We start from the raw sequence: 23,612 nt of genomic DNA, 5'->3' as shown, positions 1-23,612 counted from the left end.
ATATGGTGAAAAAGCGTTCCGCACCCTCTATAGGGCCACTCAAAAGGAGTTAAGGCGGCGTAATCTGTACTTGCTCGATGGAACGGTTTACTTCCGTCGTCGTACCTTCTTTGGGCCGCTGTTATTGGTCACGTTAATCAAAGTTTGCTTCGGGGCTTCTCTGCTTTATATGGTTGTCTTCAATTATTGGGTAGGTCTAGTGCTAACTGGAGTATTTGGTATGGCCCTATTAGGAATCTATACATATGAGGAACGTCAAGATGAACAGTGAAAAAAATAATTATGCAAAGATTGCCAAAGAGGCATTGGAGCAGCAGAAAAAAGAACATATACAGACATTGCTGCCCGATTTGCGTGCTAGAGTTCTGGCGGATGCCGAGCGTCATGCACGGGAGGGAGATAGCTATTTCTTTTTGAAAAGTGAAAGCTACCCAGAGCTAGATCGTTTCAGAGACGAGTACAAACTGGAGATGTATGTCGCACTGGAACGTGCACTAAGGAAAGATTTGAAAAAGCATAGGCTACACATGGATGACCGCTGTGTTTATATCAAGCGGAACTATGAAGAGGCGTTAATCTGCATAGGTACAGCTGCTTTGACCCTAATAATCGTAGCTATTGTGATAGCGTATATTGTCTTCTACGAACTCTAAGGAAACCCAGGTCAGGCTCTGCCACCTGGGCACTTCCTCCAGCAAGCCACTCTACTTGACTTGTTGGAGGAAGTGTTGAGAAACACTCGTGTACCTTGAAAATGGAATACAGGCATGACTGGTACATAACTCATGCACGAGCGAATCAGGATCGCCGCCGTAACGGAGCAGCGAGAGCAGCTCCTAGCGATCAACGTCAACCTGAGACCCGGAGAGGGCACTCCGGGCGCAACGACTGTATGGGGGATAATGATACTTCCTCACGGCCTCCCGAAGATAGGGGGGAGCCCGGCAGCACCCGGCAACAGGGCCGATGCTTGCGGAGCTATGACACCGAGCCAACGGTGGCCAGTCATGTCATACTTGGCGTATATTATCGAATCCGTGTGAATGATATGTGATGGTTCATGTGGGTTTGGTAATATGCATACACACTCGCAGTTACGAATAACTTTCTTCAAAGGGGGGGATCAGGATGAATGAGGTTGAGCGAGATGTAGGTCTTGCGCTGTTGATGCGTTTACGGCAGCGAAAGCTGCTGTCCGAAGAACACTATCGTGCAGCATGTTGCTCTCAATTTTTTGACAGAAGAAGCTTCACTCAGTATGCTAGAGATACCCCCAATGAAGTGATGGAGGTTGATCAGCATGATGACCATTAGGAAGCTGCGAGAACAGTTGCGGATGGGCAGGTCCATCTATGATCTTTCACTGCGAGTTACATATTATGCACGTGTATCCACGGAAAAAGTGGAGCAACAAGGGAGCCTGGAGAACCAGGTTCAATACTATACGGAATTCATTCAGAAGAACCCCAACTGGACTTTTGTGCAAGGCTATGTGGACGAAGGTATCTCGGGTACCAGCACCTACAAGCGGGAGAACTTCCTACGTATGATTGACGATGCCCACAGGGGTCTGTTTGACTTCATTATCACCAAAGAGATTTCCCGGTTTTCCAGAAGCACTCTAGACAGCATCCAGTATACTCAGGAGCTACTGGATGCAAACGTGGGTGTTCTCTTTCAGAACGACAACATCAATACTCTGGACACCGACAGCGAGTTTCGTTTGGTGGTCATGGCAGGCGTGGCCCAGGATGAGGTGCGGAAGCTGTCTGAACGCCTGAAGTTCGGTTTTCGGCAGTCTATCAAGAACGGTCATGTGCTGGGTAATAACCGACTGTGGGGCTATGACAAGAAGGACTGTAAATTAACCATTATCCCAGAGCAAGCTGAAGCAGTTCGATTGATTTTTGAACTTTATGCCACGGGAAAGTATGGCATTCGCAAACTCTCCCAGGAACTGACCCGAAGAGGTCATACCAGCTTGCTTGGGAATGACTTTAATACCGCAACCATCAAGCATATACTCACAAATCCCAAGTATAAAGGGTGGTATTGTGGGAACAAAACGCAGAAGCTAGATTACCGTTCAAAGAAAACAATCTTTTTGGATGAGAGTGAATGGGTTATGTATCCAGACCCTAATATCCCAGCAATAGTATCAGAAGAATTGTGGGACAGGGCAAATGAGATATTCAAACAGCGCAGTCGAGAGGTTAAGGGAAAGGCTACAAGCTATCACAACCGTTATGCTTATAGCGGTAAGATTGTTTGCGGCACCCATGGGACACACTTTCAGAGACAGTACTTCAAAACCGCCGCTGGAAAAACAGAATTCTGGAAATGCCGGATTTATCGCCAACAAGGAAAGAAAGCTTGCGCCCTACCGGGGATTCGCACTTATGAAATTGACAGAATTTTGGCTGATTTATTTGAGAAGCTGGTTGGAAATAAGGACGAGATTGTACGTCTTGTCCTAAATAGTGTTATTGAGACAACACAAAAAAAAGACCATTCGGTCGCCATTGGGAGGCTCGAAGGTCAAATCAAACAAATAGAAGATAAGAAAGACAAATTGCTGGAACTAAGTATAGCAAATGCTGTTACTCTCCAGGAATTTAAGGAGCGAAACCAGAGATTTAACAGTCAGATTTCTGAACTGGAGGATCAACTGGCTGCGCTGAGACAACAGGAACAGCAGGCAGGAGAAAACCTTCTTGATCCTAATCTGCTGGAAAAGGCATTATGGGAAGAACTCAATTTCACAAATGGCATTAGTTCTGATGTTGTAGCTGCGATTCTTGACCACATCGTTGTGAGAGAAGAGAGCGACAATACAAGAATTTATCTAGATGTTTTTCTACGGCTGGGGCAAACTGCTTCAGTCAATTTTAAGAGAGACGGATTCGTCCTTTGTAGTACCTCTTCTTCACGATATGAGCCACAAGCCTCAAATTGTGCTCAATGAGTTTGTCCCGGGCGTCGCTGTCCCCCTGGGCCATGCGTGTTAAGCAGTCCTGTTCCTCTTCCCGGGTCAGGGCCCGGGGGAAGGACCCAGTGTTGTTGGCCAGCCGCAGGGTGAAAAAGAGTCCGTTGAGCATTAACAAGAGCCATGCCGTCCACATGGTCACCACCTCCATGGGGAAGTGTATGCATGGGCGGCGTGTCCCTATGGCTGGGGAAGGGGGAAACAAGAAAATGTGTAAATTGGAGGCTTTGAAATGAATTGATGAATGTGGGAAGATGTGGTAGGATGAGATAAGATAGGAACATCCTGAAAAGTCTTAGCACCAGAGGATATTGGACTTATAAATTACAATGAATGTGGGCGGGTAGTTGTCTATTATCCCTGTGGATGGGAGAAGGAAGGTGTGTGATTTGGAGTCTATCATTCTTTCGGGTATCATATCCATTGTGACGGTGATCATAACGCAGTTCATCATTGCCAGAAAAGAAAAACGACAATATAAAAAGACAACCATGGCGCAGCTTCGCAAAGAATATATTGATCCGCTGCGCTTTGCGGTATCGGAGAATTATTTCCGATTACACGAGCTAATTGAGGCGCAAAACTCGCTACAGAGTATTTGTGAAATTCATGGCGAGGATGAGTTACCCAATCAGCCTGATGAATGGTATGCAGGGAAAGGGTGTTATCTGATTTCTTCATGCTATTTAACGGCTCATCTTTTCTACTGCATGGAACATGTACGTAGCGCTGTTCCTTTTATGGAACTATCAAGCTCGGATGATACGGATCTTCTGGCACAGATCAACATGGCAACGGTAGCGTTCAGTCAGTTGGGGATATATTATGTACTACAACGGGATATTGGGCGTGAATTTCAAGGGGGGAGCGGGGGAGTATTGATGCGCTATAGGGAGTTTTGCACAGCGTTGCAGAATCGAGAAAACTTAGTGTGGTATGCACCCCTTGTCAGATTCTATTTAGCTTTGCACCAAGAGATACAGAGTAACCCTGACAAAGTGGATAAGCTCATGGAAAGTTTGAGAAATCTCTCAGCGTATTTGGACCGCATTGCCAAAGGCGGAGATTCCATTGAAAGGAAGCTACATGTGGAGTGGGAAGCCCATAATCGCCGATGAGGCGATATAGTCTCAAAAAAGCTAAAAAGACGAAGCAGAATCTGTTCTGCTTCGTCCTTTATGACCTTTATTTTTCACCTGAGTGACCCTTCGTCACCTGAATGACCTCCATGCCAATATACCGCAGCTGTTCCACCACGGCGGCAGGGGCCAATTCATCAGTGATGACGGTCCCCATTTTCTCCAAGTGCAGGCTGGCATAGGTGCCAATGACGCCCACCTTGGTGTGGTCGGCCAGGATGAAGTAGCGGTCGGAGTGGCTGAGCATGGTCTCATTGATGCCCAACTCCGTGGGGATGCCGCACAGCAGCTCACCGTTGGGGGAGATGCCCGTGCAGCCAATGAACGCCTTCCGGGCGTGGACCATGAGCAGGTTGCGCATGGTGCAGTCCCCGGTGAGAATGGCGTTCTGGCCCCGCACTTCTCCGCCGGACAGGGTAATGCGCAGGTTGGAGGGATATTTCCGAGCGCACACCAGGCCGTTGTTGGTGAACACCCGTACATTTTTCCCCTCCAGGAAGTCCAGCAGCCCCAAGGCGGTGCGGCTGCCGTTGATGAAGATCTGATCGTTTTCTGCCACCAGATTGGCGGCATACTGGCTGATGAGATCCCGGTACAGCTTCACCTGGTCGGCATCTCCGGCGGGGGAGACGGGCTGCTCCGCCACAGCGCCGCCGTAAAAACGGCTGATCAGGCCCTGGTCCTCCAGGTGCTGTAAATCCCGGCGAATGGTCATGGGGGAGACGTCGAAAATTTGGGACAGCTCCTCCACCTTAATCTCTCTGCGCTCCCGCAGCAGGGAGAGAATCCGGGTGTGGCGGTCATTGACCGACTGACGATCGCGTTTCATGATACATCCTCTTTCTCGTGGTTGGCCCCCAGCAACGACAGCAGGTAGTCCGACAGGTGGTCCAGCCTGCGTACCTCCAGTACGCTGTCCACCAGGAGGGGGGCATCTGGTCCGCTGTGAGGGCGGTACCATACCGGGCGCATCCCGGCCCGTTTGGCGCCTCCCACGTCCTTGCTTCGGTTGTCCCCCACAAAGACACAGGCGGAGGCCGGACAGCCTGCCTTCTCCCGGCAGAGCTGGAAGAAGCGGGGGCCGGGCTTTTCCTGGGTGACCTCCTCACTGGTGACCACAAAGTCCAGCAGGGGCAACAGGTTCAGCCGCTCCAGCTTGGCGTATTGCCAGTCGGCGGTCATGTCCGTGCCCACCCCCAGGCGGAGGCCCGCCTGGCGCAGCTGCTCCAGACAGTCCCGTGCACCGGGACTGGGCACGGCGGCGTCAATGAGGGTGTTCCAGTACAGACGCTCCATGACAGGGGCGTGGAGGATGGGCTTGCCCAACTCCTCCAATAAAATCTGATACCGGAGCAGACGGTTGTGGATGGCGGCGCAGTCGCCGCCGGTGCGGGCCTGGAGCAGCTGATTGGCCCGTTGATGCAGGGCCTCAAAGGTCTCCGGGTCCACCCCCAGCGTGTGCTGGGCGTACTCCGTCAGGGCCTGAAAGGCCACGGCGTGGGCGGCGTCATAGTCGTATAGCGTGTTGTCAATGTCAAAAATGACGGCTTGAATCATAGTATCACCAGGCTATCCAAGAGGCATGCGGCTTACAGGGCATAGAATTGGAACTTCTTTTTGCACTGCTGCTGCATATAGGTGCGCAGAGCGTCTGCGTCTTCCTGGGACAGGGCCTTTTTGGGAAGAATGTAGAAGAATGTAGTAGGCCTTGCCCTTGATGACGAAGTAGAAGCAGCGTTCCGTTTCAAACAGACCGTAAATCTGGCGGAACTTGCTGTGGGCGTGATTTTTCTGGCCCTCCAGCTTCATGTCCACCCCATCGGCATCCATGCGAAAGGTGGCCCGGTGGTTCTCGTAGTATTTGCGGTACTTTTTCAAGGTGTCGTCTGCACCGCTGCGCCGACGGCTGGACACCGCCACCAAAATCATCAGGGAACAGACGATGAGATAGCCAGCCGTGGCAATTTGGAACCCGTGGCGGTACAGCTGAAAGCCAAAGTAGATGGCACCCGCCACACCCAGCACCCCGCAGATGATTCGTGCCACCGGGGAGAGGGAACCTTTGAGATGGTATAGCTTCTCGAAATCCGAGAGAATCTCATCGGTATAGACAAAGCTGGCTTGAAACATGGAACTCTGGCTTTGCATAGCGTGCCTCCAATGTGTGAGAGATGGCCCCATCCTCTCACCCGTTAGCCTTTCAACTGCCGAACGGCGGCGGAGGCGTCCTTGGCGCCGAATACGGCGCTGCCTGCCACCAAGGCGGTGGCACCGGCCTCCGTGCACTGGGGGGCGGTGGTGCCGGGCTTGACGCCGCCGTCCACCGAGAGAATGGGGGAGACCCCTCGACGGGCGCACTCGGCCCGCAGGGCCCGGAGCTTATCCAGGGCTCTGGGGTCAAAGGGCTGTCCGCCGTGACCGGGCACGACCCCCATCACCAGCACCAGCTCCAACTGGTCCAGGTAGGGGAACACCGCCTCCACCGGGGTGTCCGGGTTGAGGGCCATGCCTCGTTTGCAGCCACAGCCGTGGATGGCGGCCAAGGTGGCGGACAGGTCGTCGGTGGTCTCCACATGGACGGTGATGTAGTCCGCCCCCGCCTCTGCAAAGCGGTGGACAAAGCGCAGGGGATGGGAGATCATCAGGTGCACATCCATTACGGCCTGGGGCAGGGCGTGGTGCAGGGTCTCCAAAACGGGCAGACCGAAGCTGAGGTTGTCCACAAAGTGGCCGTCCATGACGTCAAAGTGGATCATATCTGCCCCGGCGTTCAGCACCCGGGCGCAGTCCTCTCCCAGGCAGGTGAAGTCTGCGGAGAGCACCGAGGGACAAACAAGTACCATGGGCCGCCTCCTTGAAATTAGCCCTGGGACACCAGGGAGTTGGTCACCTCGACAATGTGGTCGGCGCACAGACCGAACTGCTGGAGCAGGGCGGCGGCGGGGCCGGAGTGACCGAACTCGTCGTTGACGCCGATGCGGCGCACGGGGGTGGGGCACTGCTCGGCCAGCAGGCCGCACACGGCCTCGCCCAGACCGCCGATGATGGAGTGCTCCTCCACGGTGACGATCTTGCCGCAGTCCTTTGCGGCCTTCAGCACCAGCTCCTCGTCCAGGGGCTTGATGGTGGCCATGTTGATGACCCGGGCGGAAATGCCGGCCTCGGCCAGAGCCTTGCCAGCCTCGATGGCCTCGGGCACCATGATGCCGGTGGCGATGATGGCCACGTCGGTGCCGTCCTGAATCACCTCGCCCTTGCCGATCTGGAAGTCATAGTCCTCGTCGTGGAACACAGGGGTGGCGGCACGGCCGAAGCGCATGTACACGGGGCCCTCCATCTCATAGGCGGCCTTCACCATCTTGCGGGCCTCCACGTCGTCGGAGGGGCACATGACGGTCATGCCGGGGATGGTGCGCATGAGAGCGAAGTCCTCGCAGCACTGGTGGGAAGCGCCGTCCTCGCCCACGGAGATACCGCCGTGGGTGGCGCCGATCTTCACGTTCAGGTGGGGATAGCCCACGGTGTTGCGCACCTGCTCGTAGGCCCGCCCGGCGGCGAACATGGCGAAGGTGGCGGCAAAGGGCACAAAGCCCATGGTGGACAGACCCGCGGCCACGTTGACCATGTTGGCCTCGGCGATGCCGCAGTCGAAGTGGCGCTCGGGGAACGCCTTCTTGAAGATCGCGGTCTTGGTGGCTCCGGCCAGGTCGGCGTCCAGCACCACCAGATTGGCGTGGGTCTCGCCCAGCTCCTTCAGAGCGTTGCCGTAGCTGTCACGGGTTGCAACTTTCTTTCCTTCTGCCATGATTACACCTCCAGGGCAGCCCGAGCGGCTGCCAGTTCTGCCATACCCTGTGCGTACTCCTCATCGTTGGGAGCCTTGCCGTGCCAGCCGGCCTGATCCTCCATGTAGGACACACCCTTACCCTTGGTGGTGGTCATGAGGATGGCGGTGGGCTTTCCGGTGCCGTGGTTGGCGTGGAACTTGGCAAAGGCGGTCTCCATCTCCTGGAAGTCATGGCCATTGATCTTCACTACGTTGCAGCCGAAGGCGGCGAACTTGGCGTCCACAGGCTCGGTGTTCATCACGTCGCAGGTGCGGCCGTCAATCTGCAGGCCGTTGATGTCCACGATGATGCACAGGTTGTCCAGCTTGTAGTGGGCGGCAAACATGGTGGCCTCCCAGATCTGGCCCTCGGCCAGCTCGCCGTCGCCCAGCAGGCTGTAGACGTTGATGTCCTTGTTCAGGAACTTGGCGCCCTTGGCCATGCCAGCGGCGGCGGACAGGCCCTGGCCCAGAGAGCCGGTGGACATATCAATGCCGGGGGTCAGGTTCATGTTGGGGTGGCCCTGGAGGTGGCTGCCGATGTGGCGCAGAGTGAGCAGGTCCTCCACGGGGAAGTAGCCCCGGTTGGCCAGAGCGGCATACAGGCCGGGGGCGGTGTGGCCCTTGGAGAGGACAAAACGGTCCCGATCCTCCCAACGGGGGTTGGCGGGGTCGATGCGCATCTCTTTAAAATAGAGATAGGTGAACAGGTCGGCGGCGGACAGGGAGCCGCCGGGATGTCCAGCCTTGGCGGCGTGGGTGCCGGTGAGCACGCCCTCCCGCACGGAGACGGCGGTGAGCTTTAGGGATTTTTCTTCCGCAGAAGTCATGCAAACTTCCTCCTTCTTGGTGTTGGCTGGTGGTCAGCCTTAGTGTTTGCCCTGGCCGTAGTAGGCGTTGGGGCCGTGTTTGCGCATGTAGTGCTTGTCCTGAATGCGCTGGGGAGCCGGGGCAGCGCTGGGGTCCACCTGACGGGTGAACATGGCCATCTTGGCCACCTCTTCCAGCACCACGGCGTGATAGACAGCCTGAGCGGCGTCCTTGCCCCAAGTGAAGGGGCCGTGGCTGTGGCAGATCACGGCGGGGACGGCCACCGGGTCAATGCCCCGGGCCTGGAACTCCTCCACAATGAGCTTGCCAGTGTTCATCTCGTAGTCCTCGTCCAGCTCCTCCTGGGTCAGGTGACGGGCACAGGGGATGGGGCCATAGAAGTAGTCGGCGTGGGTGGTGCCGTAGCAGGGAATGTCCCGGCCGGCCTGGGCCCAGCCTACGGCGTAGGGGCTGTGGGTGTGGACGATGCCGCCCAGTTGGGGGAAGGCGTTGTACAGCACCAGGTGAGTCTTGGTGTCGGAAGAGGGGTTCAGATCACCCTCCACCTTGTTGCCTTGCAGGTCCATGACCACCAGGTCCTCCGGCTTGAGCTCGTCGTACTCCACACCGGAGGGTTTGATGACAAACAGACCCTTTTCCCGGTCGATGCCGCTGACGTTGCCCCAGGTGTAGGTCACAAGACCCCGACGAGGCAGTTCCATATTGGCCTCATATACCTTTTGCTTGAGTTCTTCCAGCATAGATAAACCCTCCATTTATGATTAAATATTCACTTTTTTGCCTGTTCACCGCCCAAATGGGACATTTTGCACACCAAATCACCTGACAAGAGGTGGGTGGGCATCCCACGGCCTGTGAGACAGCGGATGTAGCACCACTAATTCTACCACAAATCTCACCGATGAACCAGATATTTCTCAATAATTTCAGCAATCCCGTCATGATTGTTGTCCCGGCAGGTGACGGCGTCGGCGGCCGCTTTGGCCTCGTCGGTGCCGTTGCACATGGCCACCCCGATTCCAGCGGCCCGGAGCATGGACAGGTCGTTGGCGGCGTCCCCCGCCGCCACGGTGTTTTCGATAGGAATGCCCAGCCGCTGGGCCAGCTGCACCAGGGCGTTTCCCTTGCTCAATCCCCGGGGAATGATCTCCAGGTACTGCTCACAGGAGAAAAAGGCGTCCAGCTGCTGGGGGTATTCCTCCAGCACCCACTGGCGGAACGTCTCCAGCGGGGCTTTGGTTTCGTAGTCGATGACCAGAAACTTGGCGGGGGGCTGGGTCAGAGCAGACACATGGGGGAGGACGGCGTGCTCCATGAGGATGAGGGAGCAGTAGCGCCGCACCACGTCGTTGTCGCACCGGGGCTCCACCAGCACCCGGCGGTGGTCGTAGGTCTGGATGTGGAGGCCCCGGCGGGCGGCTTGGGCGAACACCGGCTCTACCAGATCCAGGGGGATGGTCTGGGCGAAGATGGTCTGGTTGCGGCCCAGGTCGTAGATGACCCCGCCGTTGAAGGCGATGAGGTAACACCCAGGCCCGGTGAGGCCCAGCCGCCGGGCCTGCTCCCGGGCGCTGACCAGGGGGCGGCCCGTGGTGATGACCACCTGATGTCCCGCAGCCAGAGCCGCCTCGATGGCGGCACGGTTGCCGGGGGTGATCTCCTTTTGGTCGTTGAGCAGGGTGCCGTCTAAATCCAGAAACAGTGCCTTGGCACTCATATGGGAATTATTCCGTGACGGTGTACAGGGCGATCTCGTCGATCTCCCGGTTGGTACCCACAATCACGTCCTGGCCCTGGGAGTTGACGAAGTGCATGGCGTTGGCACAGCCGGTGTTCCGGTCCAGATACTCATAGTGATAGGTTCCGGCCTGCTGGTCCCAGGTGATGGCCACGGTGTCCTTGGTGCCCTTGCGCCAGCCGACTACCCAGGTGGGCTTGCCCAGAATGGTGTCGGCCCAGGTGGCGTGGAGCATCTCGGTGTCCGACTCGGGAGCGGGATATTTCCACTGGGGGACATAGTGGCCGTGCTCGTTGAGGTGGTAGATGGTCAGGGAGTTGCCGTGGAAGTCACTGATGACGCCCAGCTCCATTTTGCCGTCCCCATCGAAGTCCAGCATCACGGCGTCGCTGGTGGGCACGTCCAGCACCTTGGTGACGGTCCACTCACCGCCGGGGACCATGGGGGGATCGAAGACGAAGGCGCCTTCCTCGCAGCCCACCAGGGCGGCGTCGTGGCCGCCGTGCTGGAAGACGCTGAAGCCGTGGTTTTTCAGCATCTGGTCCTGGAGCAGAGTTAGCTCCAGCTGGTGGTCGTCGTTGTACCCGGACAGATCGGCGGGGAGGACGGCACCGTAAGTCTGGCCGGGGAATCGCCAGTCGTTTTTGTAGTCGTGGCCGGATTTCAGACAGCAGACAATGAGGTAGTTGACCCCACCCCGGTTGAGAACGCCGAAGCGGTGGACGAAGGGGGCCCGGCACAGGGTGCGAATCTCCCAGTCGTTTTCCCCCTTGGGGGTGGCGATGATGATGGAGGCGTCGGCGCCGTCGTTGGGGCCGTAGAACTTGCGGGTGGCCAGGAACTGCCCGTCGGAGCCGGGGACCTGAATCATGGTCATCACACCGCCGGGTCCGTCCCACACCTTTTCCAGCTGCTGGCCGTCTTCGGAGAAGAGGTAGCAGGGGTCCTGCTTTTCAGCGGCCACCAGGAAGCAGGGGCGGCCCTTGTAGTTCAGGGTGGCGGTGGCATAGCACTTAGTGAGGTTACCAATGACTTTCTTTTCCACGTTCATTTGAAAAATCTCCTCTCTACACGATATCAAATTAGCTTAAACGGGACTGCTGTTGGTCCAGCAGGGCCCGCATCTGGGTATTGGCGAAGATGATGTCCTCTTTCCAGGTGGGCTTGCCCACGTCCCACATCTCGGTGACGTAGCGGCGCACCCCCAGGTCCCAAGCCTTGGCGATGACGGCGGGGAAGTCCACGTGTCCAGTGAGGAAGGGAATCTCCCGGAACTTGCCGGGGACGGTCTCCTTCAGGTGCAGGGCTACAATGTGGTCCCGGCCAGACTCCAAATCGTCCAGCACGTTAATGCCATAGCTGACGGCGGCGTTGGTGAGGTTGCCCGAGTCGGGGTACACCCCCAGATAGGGGCTGTTGACCATGTTGACATAGAACATGGACTTCCAGGTGGTGTTCATAAAATCCGTCTCCATGGTCTCAAAGCCCATGACAATGCCCTTGACGGCGGCCATTTCTGCGGCAGTTTTCAGATTTTGAATGAAGTTGGCCTTGGTCTGGGGGGTGCTGTCCTCATAGTACACATCGTACCCCGCCAGCTGGATGATGCGGATGCCCAGATCGTCCGCCAGCTGGATGGCCTTCTCCATGATCTCCATGCTACGCTGCTGCACGGCGGGGTCGGACGCCCCCAGGGGGTACTTGCGGTGGCCGGACAGGCACATGCTGCGGATGGGAATGCCCACCTCTTCCATGAGAGCCACCAGTTCCCGGCGCTGCTCTGCGCTCCAGTCCAAGCGGGCCAGCTTATCATCCTTCTCGTCGATGCTGATCTCCACAAAGTCGTACCCACAGGCCTTGGCGCATTCCAGCTTCTCCCGCCAGGTCAGGGATGCGGGCATGGCCTTCTCATATAATCCAATGCTGTATGCGTTCATGTTACCTCCTCCTTCTTGTTAAACGGACTTTAAATGATCGTTCTCCGAAGGAAGACGATCACACCTTTGTTCAAGGGTGATTATAGCGAATGAACTTTCATTTTGCAATAGGAAATGAACATTTCTTTTTTGAAAATTACCTGTGAGAAAATCGGCGATATCACGAAAAAAGCAGGGGGTGTATCAGGATTACTCTAGAAAAGTGTAGCCTATTTTCAAAAATACAGCCAAAAATAACCTGACATTGAAAAGAAAAGGTGTTTGGCAATATGTTCATATGCAAGCGTTAACAAAACATAAACGAACATAAAATGTGAAATGAACATAAAAAGCCCTTGCAAACGAACAGGGTGTGTGGCATAATGACGCTGCAAGGACGTTGTGGGTGAGACAACGTCGTGAAGAAATGTTTTCAAGTTTTATATGTTTTTTTCAGGAGGATGATGTACAATGAGTAAAGTTTCTGAGATGACCCGGGATAAGTGGATTACCTCTACCTTCCCCGAGTGGGGCACCTGGCTGGTGGAGGACATTGAGAACGAGGTGGTTCAGCCCGGCAACGTGGCCATGTGGTGGCTGGGGTGCACCGGCGTGTGGTTCAAGACCCCCGGCGGCGCCAACATCACCATTGACCTGTGGTGCGGCAACGGCAAGCGCACCCACGGCGACGGCAAGATGAAGCCCGGCCACCAGATGGCCAATATGTGCGGCGGCCGCATGATGCAGCCCAACCTGCGCAACGTGCCCTTCGTCTTCGATCCCTTCGCCTTCAAGCAGGTGGACGCGGTGCTGGCCACCCACTATCATCAGGACCACATGTCCGCCGAGTGGGCCGCCCACGTCATCCAGAGCGGCATGACCACCACCGATGACAAGGGCAACGTGATCCCCGTTCCCTTCATCGGTCCCAAGAAGTCTGTGGAGACCTGGATCAACTGGGGCGTGCCCGCCGACCGCTGCATCACCGTCAAGCCCGGCGACACCATTAAGATTAAGGACATTGAGATCGTGGCGCTGGACAGCTTTGACCGCACCTGCATCGTCACCACCGATTCCACCGGTCCCGACCGGGAGGAGCTCACCGGCGTGTGCCCCACCGACATGGACGACAAGGCCGTCAACTACCTGGTCAAGACCCCCGGCGGCAACATCTACCACTCCGGCGACTCCCACTTCTCCATCTACTTTGCCAAGCACGGCAAGGACCACGACATTGACGTGGCCTTCGGCTCCTTCGGCGAGAACCCCATCGGCATGCAGGACAAGATGACTTCCACCGACATCCTGCGCATGGCCGAGAACCTGCGCTGCAAGGTGGTGGTCCCCATCCACTGGGATGTGTGGACCAACTTCCAGGCCGACTGCGAGGAGATCAAGGTGCTCTACGACTTCAAGAAGGACCGCAACGAGTATCAGTTCCATCCCTTCTTCTGGCAGGTGGGCGGCAAGTACGTCTATCCCCAGGACAAGGACAAGATCTACTATCACCACCGTCGGGGCTTCGAGGATTGCTTCGAGCATCCCCAGAACATCCCCTTCCGTTCCTGCCTGTAAGCGACACACACAATACCCCCTGGGCCTGCGGGCCCAGGGGAGAAAAGGGGAATCATTATGGAAAGCGTCTTAAAGAAAATTGTGGAGCGGGGCCACTACAAGTTTGTGGACAGCGTCCCCTCCTGGCAAGAGGCTGTAAAGCTGAGCTGCCAGTCTCTGGTGGAGACGGGCTATGTGGAGCCGGATTACTATGAGCAGATCGTCTCCTGCATTGAAACCTATGGCCCCTACGTGGTGTTCGAGCACTACGTGGCCATGCCCCACTCCCAAGAGGACGCCTCCGGTGTCCACAAGACCTCGGTAGGCTTCATGCGGGTGAAAGAGGATGTGGACTTCGGCGTGGACGAGGACGGCGAGCAGAAGGTGGCCCGGCTGTTCTTCACCCTGGCCTCCTGCAACCCCGACGAGCACACCGATAATATCTCCTCTCTCATGGGGATCTTCACCAACGAGCCTCTGCTGGGCGCTTTGATGGAGGCCAATACCCCGGAGGATATCCTGGTGGCGGAGGAGAAGTACCCCTGCGAGGATGAGGACCTCTGAGAGACAACGGCTCCCCGGAGGGACGTCCTGACCGCCTCCGGTGAGACCTGAAGAAAGTGAGGAATTCAAGTGATTGTTTTAGACTTCTTGAAAGCCGCATGGGAGTTCTTTGCCACCTACATCCTGCGCCAGGCTCCCTACATGATCGGTTTTTTGACCCTGTTGGGCTATGCCTTGATGGGGAAGAAATGGTATGATATCCTGGGTGGTACCCTGAAGGCCATCATCGGCATGCTGATTCTGAACGTGGGTTCCAGCGGACTGTCCAATACCTTCCGCCCCATTCTGGCGGGCCTGCGGGAACGCTTCAACCTGACCGCCTGCGTCATCGACCCCTACTATGGACAAAACGCCGTCACCGCTGGCGTGACGGAGACCTTTGGCAAGGGCTTTTCCCAGGCCATGACCCTGCTGCTCATTGCCTTTATCGTCAACATCCTGTTGGTACGCTTCAATAAGGTCACCAAGTGCCGCACCCTGTTCACCACCGGCCACGTGCAGGTGCAGCAGGCTGCCACCGCCTACTGGCTGATCATGTTCGCCCTGCCCGGACTGCTGGGCTTTAGCACCGACGTGCCCATGCTCATCGTCATGTCCGTGGTGCTGGGTGCCTACTGGGCCGTGGGTTCCAACCTCACCGTCAAGCCCATGCAGGAGCTCAGCGACGGCGCTGGCTTTGCCATCGCCCACCAGCAGATGTTCGGTATCCGCCTGGGCTACTGGGCCGCCGATAAGTTCTTTGGCACCAACGGCGGCAAGCGCAAGAAGGAGATCAAGAAGGTGGGCGAGATGGAAATGCCCGGTTTCTTCTCCATCTTCAATGAGAACATGGTGTGTACCGCCATCCTCATGACCATCTTCTTCGGCGCCATCATGGGCGTCATTGGCAAGGACTTCTTCGTGAATGCCGAGGCGCTCGAGGCCACCGACAACTTCGTGATGTACTGCCTGACCACCTCCCTCAACTTCGCCGTGTACCTGGCTATCCTGCAGCTGGGTGTTCGCACCTTCGTCACCGAGCTCACCGCCTCCTTCCAGGGCATCGCTGACAAGCTGCTGCCCTCCTCCATCCCCGGTGTGGACTGCGCCGTGTGTTACGGCTTCGGCGACGCCAACGCCGTGACCTTCGGCTTCCTGGCCGGTCTGGTGGGCCAGCTGGTGGCCATCGCCATCCTGATCTTCACCGGTTCCCCCACCATCATCATCTGCGGCTTCGTGCCTGTGTTCTTCGACAACGCCACCATCGGTCTGGTGGCCAACGAGAAGGGCGGCCTGAAGGCCTGCCTGGTCATCCCCTTCATCTCCGGCCTCATTCAGGTCTTCGGCTCCGCCTTCATCGCCGGCTGGGTGGGCCTGGCTCAGTACGGCGGCTACCTGGGCATGTTCGACTGGGCCACCGTGTGGCCTGCCTTCACCGTGGTGATGAAGTACCTGGGCTATGCCGGTGTGGCCGTGGTGGTCATTGCACTTCTGGCCATTCCCCAGATCGAGTACCGCCTGGACAAGAAGGGCTACTACCTCATCACCGAGGACTACGAGGCCTACAAAGAGTACAAGGGCATCCAGAGCGACGACGAGTATTAATCAGAAGGGGAGTCCATCCCCTGTTCCTTCCAACCTTCCATTTAAAACATGAAAAGGAGAAATTGTTATGGCTAACCTGGATAATAAGAAACTGCTTGCCTGCTGTGCCAACGGCGCTGGCTCCTCTCTGATGATGGAGAAGGCCATCGACAAGGTCATGAAGAAGTTCAACGTCAAGCCCGCCGAGCTGCGCCACTGCCCCGTGTCCGAGGGCAAGTCCGCCGCCCGCAACTACGATGTGCTGTTCTGCGCCCGCACCTTCGAGAAGAACTTTGAGGACGCCAAGAAGGCTGGCACCGTGGTTATCCCTCTGCGCAACGTCATGTCTGCCCCCGAGATCGAGCAGGCTTTGAAAGACGCCGGTCTGCTGTAAGAGACCGGACGGAGATCGAAAAAGGAGGAAACACGGTTATGATTCAGTTTAGCTATACCATTCGTGACGAACTGGGCATCCACGCCCGCCCCGCCGGACAGCTGGCCAAGGTGGCCAAGAGCTTTGAGCCCACCGTCGTCTCCATTACCAAGGAGGGCAAGACGGTGAAGGCCTCTCAGCTGATGAAGCTGATGGGCCTGGCCATTAAGAAGGGCCACGAGATCACCATCACGGTGGAAGGGGAGCGGGAGGAAGAGGCTGCCGCTGCCATGAAGAAGTTCCTGGAAGAGAACCTGTAAACACAAGAAAAGGCACCTGTTTGGATTGCATCCAGACAGGTGCTTTTTTCTTACTTTTCCATGGAGAACTGGTAGGCCTCCTCCACCCACCCCATCACGGTCTCGTCCAGGTCGTCCGGGCAGGTGAGGAGCACGTGGTGGGTCCAGCGGTTGGGGTAGGGCTCCACCGCCAGGGCAATGCGGGGGTGCTCCTTGCGGTAGGACAGGCCATAGGAGAGCAGTAGGTACTCCTCCGGCCACCCCTTGACCTTGCGCCAGGGCAGGGACACGGAGGCAAACACGTAACGGTTGCGCAGGGAGATCTGAGTTTTTCCCACCTTGGCGGTGACGTTGGGGTGGAGCTGGTCCAGCTGGTCCCGCAGCGCCGTGTAGAGGGGGAGTATCTGGGGCATGGAAGTGAAAAACAGCAGTTCGTCGTTGGACATCTCGAACACCTCCGAATCGGCCACTGGGGGATGGGGCCTGAATTTGTGATAAAAATAGTATAGCGGAGCGGAGATAAATTTTCCACCGGTGACAGGGACATTTTTCGGCAGTTTGCAGACAATTTTCAGGGACACCGTGGGAAAGGGAATATCTTTGTTGTGTGAAACCGACAAAGCAGCCAGGGGAGAATCTGGAAAAGCAGGAGGAAATCACGAATTCCTGTGAAAAGGTCATTGCCAACTGGGCAGAACAATGATAAAATAATTTTTACCGAAATAGAAAGGGGGCGGAGCCCATGGCAACGCTGAAAGAAATTGCACAGCGCACCGGCTACTCGCCCGCCACCATCTCCCGGATTTTGTCCGGTGATCCACAGCTTTCCGTCACCCCCGAGGCACGCCGGAAGGTATTGGAGGAGGCGGGGCGGCTGAACTACACCCAGACCAAGAGCAGACGGGGACGCACCCCCAAGGGCGTGCTGCGGGTTGGCATCGCAGAGATGCTCTCCCCGGTGCAGCAGTTGGACGACCCTTATTACCTGTATTTGAGCGGATTTGTGCGCCAGCGCTGCCTGGACAAGCGATATACGGCAGTGGCCCTGGAAAACCGGGGCAGTGAGTTTGTGGTACCCACAGGAGGGGAGAAGCTGGACGGCATTGTGGCCATCGGCCTGTTTGAGCCCGACCAGATTCGGTCCCTGGCGGGGCTGTGCCCCAACCTGGTGTTTGTGGACTCCTCTCCCCGGGAGAGCCAGCACGACTCGGTGGTTCTCAACTACTCCCTGGGCATTTCCCTGGCCTTGGAGCACCTGGAGAAGCTGGGACACCGGAAAATTGGCTTCATCGGCCCCGAGTGGAAGTACGACGACCTGCGCCAGCGAGCCCTGGAGACCCGGCGCAAGCTGTTTGTGGAACAGATGGAGCACCGGGGCGCTCTGCGCACCGAGTGGCTGCTGGACTGTCCCATGCAGACCGACGAGGCCGCCATGGCGGTGGAACAGTTCCTGGCCCGGGGTGGAGACCGCCCCACTGCCTTCATCGCCGCCAACGAAGAGGTGGCCATCGGTGCTGTGCGGGCCATGCGGGAGCTGAACATCTCGGTGCCGGAACAGATCTCAGTGGTGTCCTTTAACAACACCCCCCGGTCTGCCCTGTTGGACCCGCCTTTGACGTCCATCTCCGCCCATGTGGAGCAGATGGCCGCCACCGCGTTGGACCTGCTGCGCACCCGGGTACCCCTGCCCGGCCGGGAGGCGGAGCGCACCCTGCCCTTGAAAGTGGTGGTGCCTCCCACGATGATTGAGCGAAAGAGCACAACGACTCCCCGGGATTTTGTGCAAGACTCCAAAGAATAATTTGTTCAGAAGAAATGGTTGAATTTTTAGTAAAATAAAAGTATACTTTTATCAACAACTAGAAATGGAGAGGTGAGAGGACATGCACGATTGCAACAAGCTCCTGGAGGAGCTGAAGGCGGGCCAGCTGGACGAGTCTCTGGCCCGTGTGTACGACCTGCACGACGGCGGCAAGGCCTTGGAGCAGGGACGTGAGCGCAGCATTCATGTCACAGAAGAATTTATCAAGCTGTTTGGAAACCAGGCGGGCGCAGGGCTGTACACCGGCCCCGGCCGCACCGAGATCTGCGGCAACCATACTGACCACCAGCGGGGCCGCGTTCTGGCTGCGGCTGTGGACCTGGACTTTTTGGTGTGCGCTGCCCCCAACGGCACCAATACCATCCGCTTTATGTCTGAGGGCTGGCACATGGTGGAGGTGAACCTGGATAACCTGGAGCCTGTGGAAGAGGAGAAGGAGGGCACTGCCGCCCTGGTGCGTGGCGTGGCCGCTGGCATTGCCCAGCGGGGCTACACCACCGTGGGCTTCGACGCCTACGCCACCAGCAAGGTGCTGCCCGGCTCCGGCCTGTCCTCCTCCGCCGCCTGTGAGGTGACCATTGGGGTCATCCTCAACCACCTGGTGTGCGGGGATGCTCTGGACGCCGCCACCATCGCCCAGATCGGCCAGTATGCCGAGAACGTGTTCTTCGGCAAGCCCTGCGGCCTGATGGACCAGACCGCCTCCTCGGTGGGCGGCGCTGTGGCCATCGACTTTGCCGACACCGCCAACCCCGTGGTGCGTCCCATCCAGGTGGACCTGGCGGGCTACGGCCACGCCCTGTGCATCATTGACTCCGGCGCTGACCACGCCGACCTCACCGCGGAGTACGCCGCCATTCCCCAGGAGATGAAGGCGGTGGCCGCCTACTTTGGCTGCGAGGTGCTGCGGGAGGTGGACGAGAGCCGCATCTGGGCGGATATGCCCGGCCTGCGCAAGGCTGTGGGCGACCGGGCGGTGCTCCGTGCCCTGCACTTCTTCGCCGACGACCAGCGGGTGGCCCTGGAGGCCGACGCCCTGGAGCGCGGCGACTTTGACGCCTTCCTGAAGGTGGTGCAGCAGTCCGGGGAGTCCTCCTGGATGTACCTGCAAAACATTGCCCCCACCGGCGCTGTGGCCGAGCAGGCCATGGCAGTGGCTCTGGCCACGGCTGGTCACGCCCTCAAGGGCCGGGGCGCTTACCGGGTCCACGGCGGCGGCTTTGCCGGCACCATCCAGGCTTTCGTGCCTCTGGATATGCTGGACGAGTTCAAGAGCACCGTGGAGTCCGTGCTGGGAACTGGCAGCTGCCATGTGCTCACCGTCCGTGCTGTGGGCGGTGCCGTGGTGTGCTGATGAAAATCAACTGAATCGAAAGGGAGCGAACTGTAATGGCTATTTTGGTTTTGGGTGGAGCCGGATACATCGGTTCTCACACCGTTTATGAGCTCATCGACGCAGGACGTGACGTGGTGGTGGCAGACAACCTGCTCACCGGCTTCAAGGAGGCCGTGCACCCCAAGGCCCGGTTCTATCAGCTGGACATCCGGGACCGTGGCGCTCTGGACACTCTGTTCCAGGCCGAGAACATCGAGGGCGTCATCCACTTTGCCGCCTCCTCCCAGGTGGGCGAGTCCATGTCCAACCCCCTGAAGTACTATGACAACAACCTCTACGGTACCATGGTGCTCCTCCAGTCCATGGTGGCCCACGGGGTGGATAAGATCGTGTTCTCCTCCACCGCCGCCACCTACGGCGAGCCCGAGTCTGTGCCCATTCTGGAGACCGACCGCACCCAGCCCACCAACTGCTACGGCGAGACCAAGCTGTCCATGGAGCACATGATGAGCTGGGTGTCCAAGGCCCACGGCCTGCGCTATGTGGCCCTGCGCTACTTCAACGCCTGCGGCGCTCACGCCTCCGGCAAGATCGGCGAGGCCCACAACCCCGAGACCCACCTCATCCCCCTGATTCTCCAGGTGCCCAACGGCCAGCGGGAGAAGATCTCCGTCTTCGGCGACGACTATCCCACCCCCGATGGCACCTGCATCCGGGACTACATCCACGTCACCGACCTGGCCCAGGCCCACATCCTGGCTCTAAACTACCTGATGAAGGGCGGCGACAACAACGTCTTCAACCTGGGCAACGGCGTGGGCTTCTCCGTCAACGAGGTCATCGAGGTGGCCCGGGCCGTCACCGGACACCCCATCCCCGCTGAGGTCTCTCCCCGCCGGGCTGGCGACCCCGCCCAGCTCATCGCCTCCTCTGAGAAGGCCAAGAGCGTGCTGGGCTGGAAGCCTCAGTATGACGACCTGAACACCATCGTCTCCTCCGCCTGGAACTGGCACAAGGCCCATCCCCACGGCTATGAGAAGTAAGGGAGGGGCAGAGAGATGAACGAGGCCATTTCCAAGCTGATTACTTACGCGGTCCGCACCGGGCTCATTGAGCCCTGCGAGACCACCTGGGCCACCAATGCGGTGCTGGAGGTGCTGAAGCTGGACAGCTACACCGACCCCGGAAAAGAGTGGGGCGACATCGACCTGGCCGCTGTGCTGGATGAGCTGCTGGACGATGCCTATGCCCGTGGCGTCCTCACCGAGAACTCCGTGGTGTACCGGGACCTCTTCGACACCGCCATCATGGGGGCCCTCACCCCCCGGCCCAGCCAGGTGCGGGCCAAGTTCCAGGCCCTATACAACGAGGACCCGGAGAAGGCCACCGACTGGTACTACACCTTCTCCCAGGACACCAACTATATCCGCCGGGACCGTATTGCCCGTGACGTGCGGTGGAAGGCGGACACCGAGTACGGGGAGATGGACATCACCATCAACCTCTCCAAGCCGGAGAAGGACCCCAAGGCCATTGCCGCCGCCCGCAATCTCCCCGCCTCCAACTATCCCCGCTGCCAGCTGTGCGCGGAGAATGAGGGCTATGCCGGACGGGTGAACCACCCCGCCCGCCAGAACCACCGCATTGTGCCCATCACCATCAACAACTCCCCCTGGTTTTTGCAGTACTCCCCCTATGTGTACTACAACGAGCACTGCATCTGCTTCAACCAGGAGCACACCCCCATGAAGATCGACCGGGCCTGCTTCGGCAAGCTCCTGGACTTCGTCCGCCAGTACCCCCACTACTTCGTGGGCTCCAACGCTGACCTGCCCATCGTGGGCGGCTCCATCCTGGCCCACGACCACTTCCAGGGCGGCCGCTATACCTTCGCTATGGCCACCGCTCCTGTGGAGACTCCCGTCACCTTTGCTGGGTACGAGGACGTCACCGCTGGCATCGTCAAGTGGCCCATGTCCGTCATCCGCATTTCCAGCGAGAACCCGGAGCGGCTGGTGGACCTGGCCGACAAGATCCTGCTGAGCTGGAGAGGCTATACCGACGAGGACGCCTTCATCTATGCCGAGACCGATGGGGAGCCTCACAACACCATCACCCCCATCGCCCGGATGCGGGACGGCAAGTATGAGCTGGACCTGGTGCTGCGCAACAACATCACCACCGAGGAGTACCCTCTGGGTGTGTACCACCCCCACCAGGAGCTTCACCACATCAAGAAGGAGAACATCGGCCTCATCGAGGTCATGGGCTTGGCCGTGCTGCCCGCCCGCCTGAAGGAGGAGTTGGCCCAAGTGGCCGACTGCCTGGCCAACGGCGGCGACCTGCGTGCCCAGGAGACCACCGAAAAGCACGCCGACTGGGCGGAAGGCTTTAAGACCAAGTACGAGTCCATCACCAAGGACAACGCCTGGGACATCGTCCAGTACGAGACCGGCCTGGTGTTTGCCAAGGTGCTGGAGCACGCCGGTGTGTATAAGCGCACCGCTGAGGGCAAGGAGCAGTTCCTCAAGTTCATCGCACAGGTGTAAGACAACAAAACATGATCCCGAAGCTGCGGTTGTGGCTTCGGGATCTTTTGCTGTCTGGGGAGCCTGACTTTCCACCACGTCTCTTGTGCACACTTGCCAGCCTGGCAAGTACGCTCCGCTGGGCCCGATTTTTGAGCGGACAAAAATCGGGGAAAAACCCGCTTAGGGCGTTCCCCCCTAAGAACCTCCCTTGGGTCAGAAGACCTATGGCTCTGGATAAACGCCAACCGGCCCAGGGATAAGCTGATACTCCTGTGCCGCTGCATCCGCTGCCGCTCGACTTCCCAGGTTGGATAACGCCTGCCTCAGAAGCACAGGGCCGGTGTTGGGTGTAAGATGACAGTTCCTGCCATGCACCGACGCTTTTGCCAAAGAAAAACTGCACTGCTACTTCGTAGGCATCAGCGGCAGCGGCGCAAGGAGCACAGGCTGTCCCAATACCTCAGCGGCGGTATGGGTTGCTCCGGCACCTGTCCCAAGTACCCCAGGGGGTTCCCAGGGGGAAAGCCTGGGCGATTCTTTCCCCGATTTCTCATCGCTGAGAAATCGGGCCCAGCGGAGCGTATACCACCAGGTTGGCAAGCCTAGGATATGGAAATGGTAGAAGAACAAACTCCCATCCCGGGTTTGCCCTCACCTCAACAGAAGGGCAAACCCATACCCCAACCCCATGCAGGCGGGGAAGGTGAGCGCCCACACCAGCAGCAGCTGGGCCACCACTCCCGCCTTGGGATGGGGGGAGGCCCCACAGATGGCGGCCACCTTGGCGTGGCTGGTGGACACGGGCAGGCCTAGAGCCGAGCACACCCCCAGCACTAACCCGGTGCCCAGATCAGCGGCCAGCCCTTGGGTGGGGGTGAGGTGGGCCAGCTCGTGGCCGATTTTCTCCACAATCCGCCGACCTCCCAGCCCGGTGCCCAGGGCCATGGTACAGGCGGTGAGCAGCAGCAGGATGAGGGGCGGCCGGGCGGCGCTCACCCCTTGGGCCATGAGGAGCAGAGCCAGAAACTTCTGCCCGTCCTGGGCCCCGCGGGGGCTGGCTCTTATACACATCCGACGCGGCCGACGGACCCCCTTGTGGGTGTCTCGGTGGTGAGCGGCTGCGTGCGCAACAAA

27 protein-coding genes are annotated in these 23,612 nt (G+C 58.2%); 14 read left to right on the top strand and 13 right to left on the bottom strand.

Features of this window, described 5'->3' with window-relative positions; all coding sequences use genetic code 11:
- From E0L15_RS12240 to E0L15_RS09185, 4 genes are all read left to right on the top strand, one after another.
- The coding region (locus E0L15_RS12240; RefSeq protein ID WP_206020607.1) for a hypothetical protein at nt 1-271 on the top strand (271 nt) is incomplete at its 5' end.
- Complete coding sequence (locus E0L15_RS09195; protein ID WP_206020606.1) at nt 261-653, top strand: hypothetical protein; 393 nt, start codon at nt 261-263, stop codon at nt 651-653. The genes E0L15_RS12240 and E0L15_RS09195, both read left to right, overlap by 11 nt.
- Before the next feature lie 475 nt (nt 654-1,128).
- Nucleotides 1,129-1,314 (top strand): hypothetical protein, encoded by a 186-nt coding sequence (locus E0L15_RS09190; RefSeq protein WP_087253999.1) that lies wholly within the window; start codon nt 1,129-1,131, stop codon nt 1,312-1,314.
- Nucleotides 1,301-2,965 carry a recombinase family protein gene (locus E0L15_RS09185; RefSeq protein ID WP_168125353.1) on the top strand — a complete coding sequence of 555 codons (1,665 nt, stop codon included), beginning with the start codon at nt 1,301-1,303 and terminating at the stop codon, nt 2,963-2,965. Before E0L15_RS09190 ends, E0L15_RS09185 begins: the two co-directional genes overlap by 14 nt.
- On the opposite strand, the gene E0L15_RS09180 is transcribed toward E0L15_RS09185, so the two are convergent.
- Nucleotides 2,889-3,122 (bottom strand): hypothetical protein, encoded by a 234-nt coding sequence (locus tag E0L15_RS09180; protein WP_206020605.1) that lies wholly within the window; start codon nt 3,120-3,122, stop codon nt 2,889-2,891. The genes E0L15_RS09185 and E0L15_RS09180 overlap by 77 nt on opposite strands.
- Nucleotides 3,123-3,375: 253 nt before the next feature.
- Between E0L15_RS09180 and E0L15_RS09175 the strand changes: the two genes are divergently transcribed.
- Nucleotides 3,376-4,104: a hypothetical protein gene (locus E0L15_RS09175; protein WP_168125352.1), complete on the top strand. Its 729-nt coding sequence runs from the start codon at nt 3,376-3,378 to the stop codon at nt 4,102-4,104.
- A gap of 67 nt (nt 4,105-4,171) precedes the next feature.
- Here E0L15_RS09175 and E0L15_RS09170 read toward each other — a convergent pair whose 3' ends face one another.
- The 10 genes from E0L15_RS09170 to E0L15_RS09125 form a co-directional block, all read right to left on the bottom strand.
- Nucleotides 4,172-4,954, bottom strand: a complete 783-nt coding sequence (locus E0L15_RS09170; protein WP_168125351.1) for a DeoR/GlpR family DNA-binding transcription regulator — start codon at nt 4,952-4,954, stop codon at nt 4,172-4,174.
- Nucleotides 4,951-5,682 carry an HAD-IA family hydrolase gene (locus E0L15_RS09165; protein ID WP_168125350.1) on the bottom strand — a complete coding sequence of 244 codons (732 nt, stop codon included), beginning with the start codon at nt 5,680-5,682 and terminating at the stop codon, nt 4,951-4,953. Before E0L15_RS09165 ends, E0L15_RS09170 begins: the two co-directional genes overlap by 4 nt.
- Nucleotides 5,683-5,694: 12 nt before the next feature.
- Entirely contained in the window at nt 5,695-6,273 is a 579-nt protein-coding gene (locus E0L15_RS09160; protein WP_168125349.1) for a hypothetical protein, read from the bottom strand.
- A 44-nt stretch (nt 6,274-6,317) separates the two neighbouring features.
- A complete protein-coding gene (gene rpe, locus E0L15_RS09155) occupies nt 6,318-6,968 on the bottom strand; it encodes a ribulose-phosphate 3-epimerase (RefSeq protein ID WP_087392551.1) in 651 nt (216 codons plus the stop codon).
- A 17-nt stretch (nt 6,969-6,985) separates the two neighbouring features.
- A complete protein-coding gene (locus E0L15_RS09150; protein WP_168125348.1) occupies nt 6,986-7,930 on the bottom strand; it encodes a transketolase family protein in 945 nt (314 codons plus the stop codon).
- A 2-nt stretch (nt 7,931-7,932) separates the two neighbouring features.
- Nucleotides 7,933-8,781 (bottom strand): transketolase, encoded by an 849-nt coding sequence (locus tag E0L15_RS09145; RefSeq protein ID WP_168125347.1) that lies wholly within the window; start codon nt 8,779-8,781, stop codon nt 7,933-7,935.
- 39 nt (nt 8,782-8,820) lie between these two features.
- Nucleotides 8,821-9,522, bottom strand: a complete 702-nt coding sequence (locus E0L15_RS09140) for an L-ribulose-5-phosphate 4-epimerase (protein ID WP_087369602.1) — start codon at nt 9,520-9,522, stop codon at nt 8,821-8,823.
- A 155-nt stretch (nt 9,523-9,677) separates the two neighbouring features.
- A complete protein-coding gene (locus E0L15_RS09135; protein WP_168125346.1) occupies nt 9,678-10,499 on the bottom strand; it encodes a Cof-type HAD-IIB family hydrolase in 822 nt (273 codons plus the stop codon).
- Nucleotides 10,500-10,506: 7 nt separating this feature from the next.
- Complete coding sequence (locus E0L15_RS09130; RefSeq protein ID WP_168125345.1) at nt 10,507-11,571, bottom strand: VCBS repeat-containing protein; 1,065 nt, start codon at nt 11,569-11,571, stop codon at nt 10,507-10,509.
- A gap of 31 nt (nt 11,572-11,602) precedes the next feature.
- Nucleotides 11,603-12,457, bottom strand: a complete 855-nt coding sequence (locus tag E0L15_RS09125; RefSeq protein ID WP_168125344.1) for an L-ribulose-5-phosphate 3-epimerase — start codon at nt 12,455-12,457, stop codon at nt 11,603-11,605.
- Between the two features lie 450 nt (nt 12,458-12,907).
- Between E0L15_RS09125 and ulaG the strand changes: the two genes are divergently transcribed.
- The 5 genes from ulaG to E0L15_RS09100 all read left to right on the top strand — a co-directional run bounded on the left by ulaG (nt 12,908) and on the right by E0L15_RS09100 (nt 16,810).
- Nucleotides 12,908-14,011 (top strand): L-ascorbate 6-phosphate lactonase, encoded by a 1,104-nt coding sequence (ulaG, locus tag E0L15_RS09120; protein ID WP_168125343.1) that lies wholly within the window; start codon nt 12,908-12,910, stop codon nt 14,009-14,011.
- Nucleotides 14,012-14,068: 57 nt separating this feature from the next.
- Nucleotides 14,069-14,554, top strand: coding sequence for a PTS sugar transporter subunit IIA (locus E0L15_RS09115; RefSeq protein WP_168125342.1), 486 nt, complete (start codon nt 14,069-14,071; stop codon nt 14,552-14,554).
- A 69-nt stretch (nt 14,555-14,623) separates the two neighbouring features.
- Complete coding sequence (locus E0L15_RS09110; RefSeq protein ID WP_347565989.1) at nt 14,624-16,138, top strand: PTS ascorbate transporter subunit IIC; 1,515 nt, start codon at nt 14,624-14,626, stop codon at nt 16,136-16,138.
- Between the two features lie 67 nt (nt 16,139-16,205).
- Nucleotides 16,206-16,511: a PTS sugar transporter subunit IIB gene (locus E0L15_RS09105; protein ID WP_087231173.1), complete on the top strand. Its 306-nt coding sequence runs from the start codon at nt 16,206-16,208 to the stop codon at nt 16,509-16,511.
- Between the two features lie 38 nt (nt 16,512-16,549).
- Nucleotides 16,550-16,810, top strand: a complete 261-nt coding sequence (locus E0L15_RS09100; RefSeq protein WP_168125341.1) for an HPr family phosphocarrier protein — start codon at nt 16,550-16,552, stop codon at nt 16,808-16,810.
- Between the two features lie 50 nt (nt 16,811-16,860).
- Here E0L15_RS09100 and E0L15_RS09095 read toward each other — a convergent pair whose 3' ends face one another.
- Nucleotides 16,861-17,235, bottom strand: a complete 375-nt coding sequence (locus tag E0L15_RS09095) for a DUF5655 domain-containing protein (RefSeq protein ID WP_168125340.1) — start codon at nt 17,233-17,235, stop codon at nt 16,861-16,863.
- Between the two features lie 296 nt (nt 17,236-17,531).
- On the opposite strand from E0L15_RS09095, the gene E0L15_RS09090 reads away from it, so the two are divergent.
- The 4 genes from E0L15_RS09090 (at nt 17,532) to galT (ending at nt 22,496) form a co-directional block, all read left to right on the top strand.
- Complete coding sequence (locus tag E0L15_RS09090) at nt 17,532-18,590, top strand: LacI family DNA-binding transcriptional regulator (RefSeq protein ID WP_087231184.1); 1,059 nt, start codon at nt 17,532-17,534, stop codon at nt 18,588-18,590.
- An 82-nt stretch (nt 18,591-18,672) separates the two neighbouring features.
- Entirely contained in the window at nt 18,673-19,965 is a 1,293-nt protein-coding gene (locus tag E0L15_RS09085; RefSeq protein WP_168125339.1) for a galactokinase family protein, read from the top strand.
- Between the two features lie 35 nt (nt 19,966-20,000).
- The gene (gene galE / locus E0L15_RS09080) at nt 20,001-20,990 is read left to right on the top strand and encodes a UDP-glucose 4-epimerase GalE (protein ID WP_168125338.1); all 990 of its coding nucleotides are present in this window, start codon (nt 20,001-20,003) and stop codon (nt 20,988-20,990) included.
- A gap of 15 nt (nt 20,991-21,005) precedes the next feature.
- Nucleotides 21,006-22,496, top strand: a complete 1,491-nt coding sequence (gene galT / locus E0L15_RS09075) for a UDP-glucose--hexose-1-phosphate uridylyltransferase (RefSeq protein ID WP_168125337.1) — start codon at nt 21,006-21,008, stop codon at nt 22,494-22,496.
- 633 nt (nt 22,497-23,129) lie between these two features.
- Here the strand turns inward: galT and E0L15_RS09070 are convergent.
- A partial coding sequence (locus tag E0L15_RS09070) for an inorganic phosphate transporter (protein ID WP_206020604.1) occupies nt 23,130-23,612 on the bottom strand: 483 nt, incomplete at its 5' end.

This window comes from Pseudoflavonifractor sp. SW1122 (genome assembly GCF_012027765.1).
Classification (GTDB): Bacteria; Bacillota; Clostridia; order Oscillospirales; family Oscillospiraceae; genus Enterenecus; species Enterenecus faecium.
The sequence above is the reverse complement of the archived record's forward strand: the minus strand, read 5'-3'. Positions and strand labels throughout refer to the sequence as shown.

Excerpts from the sequence above, each read along its gene's own strand:
- E0L15_RS09190 (WP_087253999.1), top strand. The coding sequence starts at position 1,129 with ATGAATGAGGTTGAGCGAGATGTAGGTCTTGCGCTGTTGATGCGTTTA.
- galE (WP_168125338.1), top strand. The coding sequence starts at position 20,001 with ATGGCTATTTTGGTTTTGGGTGGAGCCGGATACATCGGTTCTCACACC.
- E0L15_RS09140 (WP_087369602.1), bottom strand. The coding sequence starts at position 9,522 with ATGCTGGAAGAACTCAAGCAAAAGGTATATGAGGCCAATATGGAACTG.
- E0L15_RS09085 (WP_168125339.1), top strand. The coding sequence starts at position 18,673 with ATGCACGATTGCAACAAGCTCCTGGAGGAGCTGAAGGCGGGCCAGCTG.
- galT (WP_168125337.1), top strand. The coding sequence starts at position 21,006 with ATGAACGAGGCCATTTCCAAGCTGATTACTTACGCGGTCCGCACCGGG.
- E0L15_RS09125 (WP_168125344.1), bottom strand. The coding sequence starts at position 12,457 with ATGAACGCATACAGCATTGGATTATATGAGAAGGCCATGCCCGCATCC.
- E0L15_RS09180 (WP_206020605.1), bottom strand. The coding sequence starts at position 3,122 with ATGTGGACGGCATGGCTCTTGTTAATGCTCAACGGACTCTTTTTCACC.
- ulaG (WP_168125343.1), top strand. The coding sequence starts at position 12,908 with ATGAGTAAAGTTTCTGAGATGACCCGGGATAAGTGGATTACCTCTACC.
- E0L15_RS09150 (WP_168125348.1), bottom strand. The coding sequence starts at position 7,930 with ATGGCAGAAGGAAAGAAAGTTGCAACCCGTGACAGCTACGGCAACGCT.
- E0L15_RS09105 (WP_087231173.1), top strand. The coding sequence starts at position 16,206 with ATGGCTAACCTGGATAATAAGAAACTGCTTGCCTGCTGTGCCAACGGC.
- E0L15_RS09090 (WP_087231184.1), top strand. The coding sequence starts at position 17,532 with ATGGCAACGCTGAAAGAAATTGCACAGCGCACCGGCTACTCGCCCGCC.
- E0L15_RS09195 (WP_206020606.1), top strand. The coding sequence starts at position 261 with ATGAACAGTGAAAAAAATAATTATGCAAAGATTGCCAAAGAGGCATTG.
- E0L15_RS09130 (WP_168125345.1), bottom strand. The coding sequence starts at position 11,571 with ATGAACGTGGAAAAGAAAGTCATTGGTAACCTCACTAAGTGCTATGCC.
- E0L15_RS09145 (WP_168125347.1), bottom strand. The coding sequence starts at position 8,781 with ATGACTTCTGCGGAAGAAAAATCCCTAAAGCTCACCGCCGTCTCCGTG.
- E0L15_RS09115 (WP_168125342.1), top strand. The coding sequence starts at position 14,069 with ATGGAAAGCGTCTTAAAGAAAATTGTGGAGCGGGGCCACTACAAGTTT.
- E0L15_RS09185 (WP_168125353.1), top strand. The coding sequence starts at position 1,301 with ATGATGACCATTAGGAAGCTGCGAGAACAGTTGCGGATGGGCAGGTCC.
- E0L15_RS09135 (WP_168125346.1), bottom strand. The coding sequence starts at position 10,499 with ATGAGTGCCAAGGCACTGTTTCTGGATTTAGACGGCACCCTGCTCAAC.
- E0L15_RS09170 (WP_168125351.1), bottom strand. The coding sequence starts at position 4,954 with ATGAAACGCGATCGTCAGTCGGTCAATGACCGCCACACCCGGATTCTC.
- E0L15_RS09100 (WP_168125341.1), top strand. The coding sequence starts at position 16,550 with ATGATTCAGTTTAGCTATACCATTCGTGACGAACTGGGCATCCACGCC.
- E0L15_RS09095 (WP_168125340.1), bottom strand. The coding sequence starts at position 17,235 with ATGTCCAACGACGAACTGCTGTTTTTCACTTCCATGCCCCAGATACTC.
- E0L15_RS09160 (WP_168125349.1), bottom strand. The coding sequence starts at position 6,273 with ATGCAAAGCCAGAGTTCCATGTTTCAAGCCAGCTTTGTCTATACCGAT.
- E0L15_RS09165 (WP_168125350.1), bottom strand. The coding sequence starts at position 5,682 with ATGATTCAAGCCGTCATTTTTGACATTGACAACACGCTATACGACTAT.
- rpe (WP_087392551.1), bottom strand. The coding sequence starts at position 6,968 with ATGGTACTTGTTTGTCCCTCGGTGCTCTCCGCAGACTTCACCTGCCTG.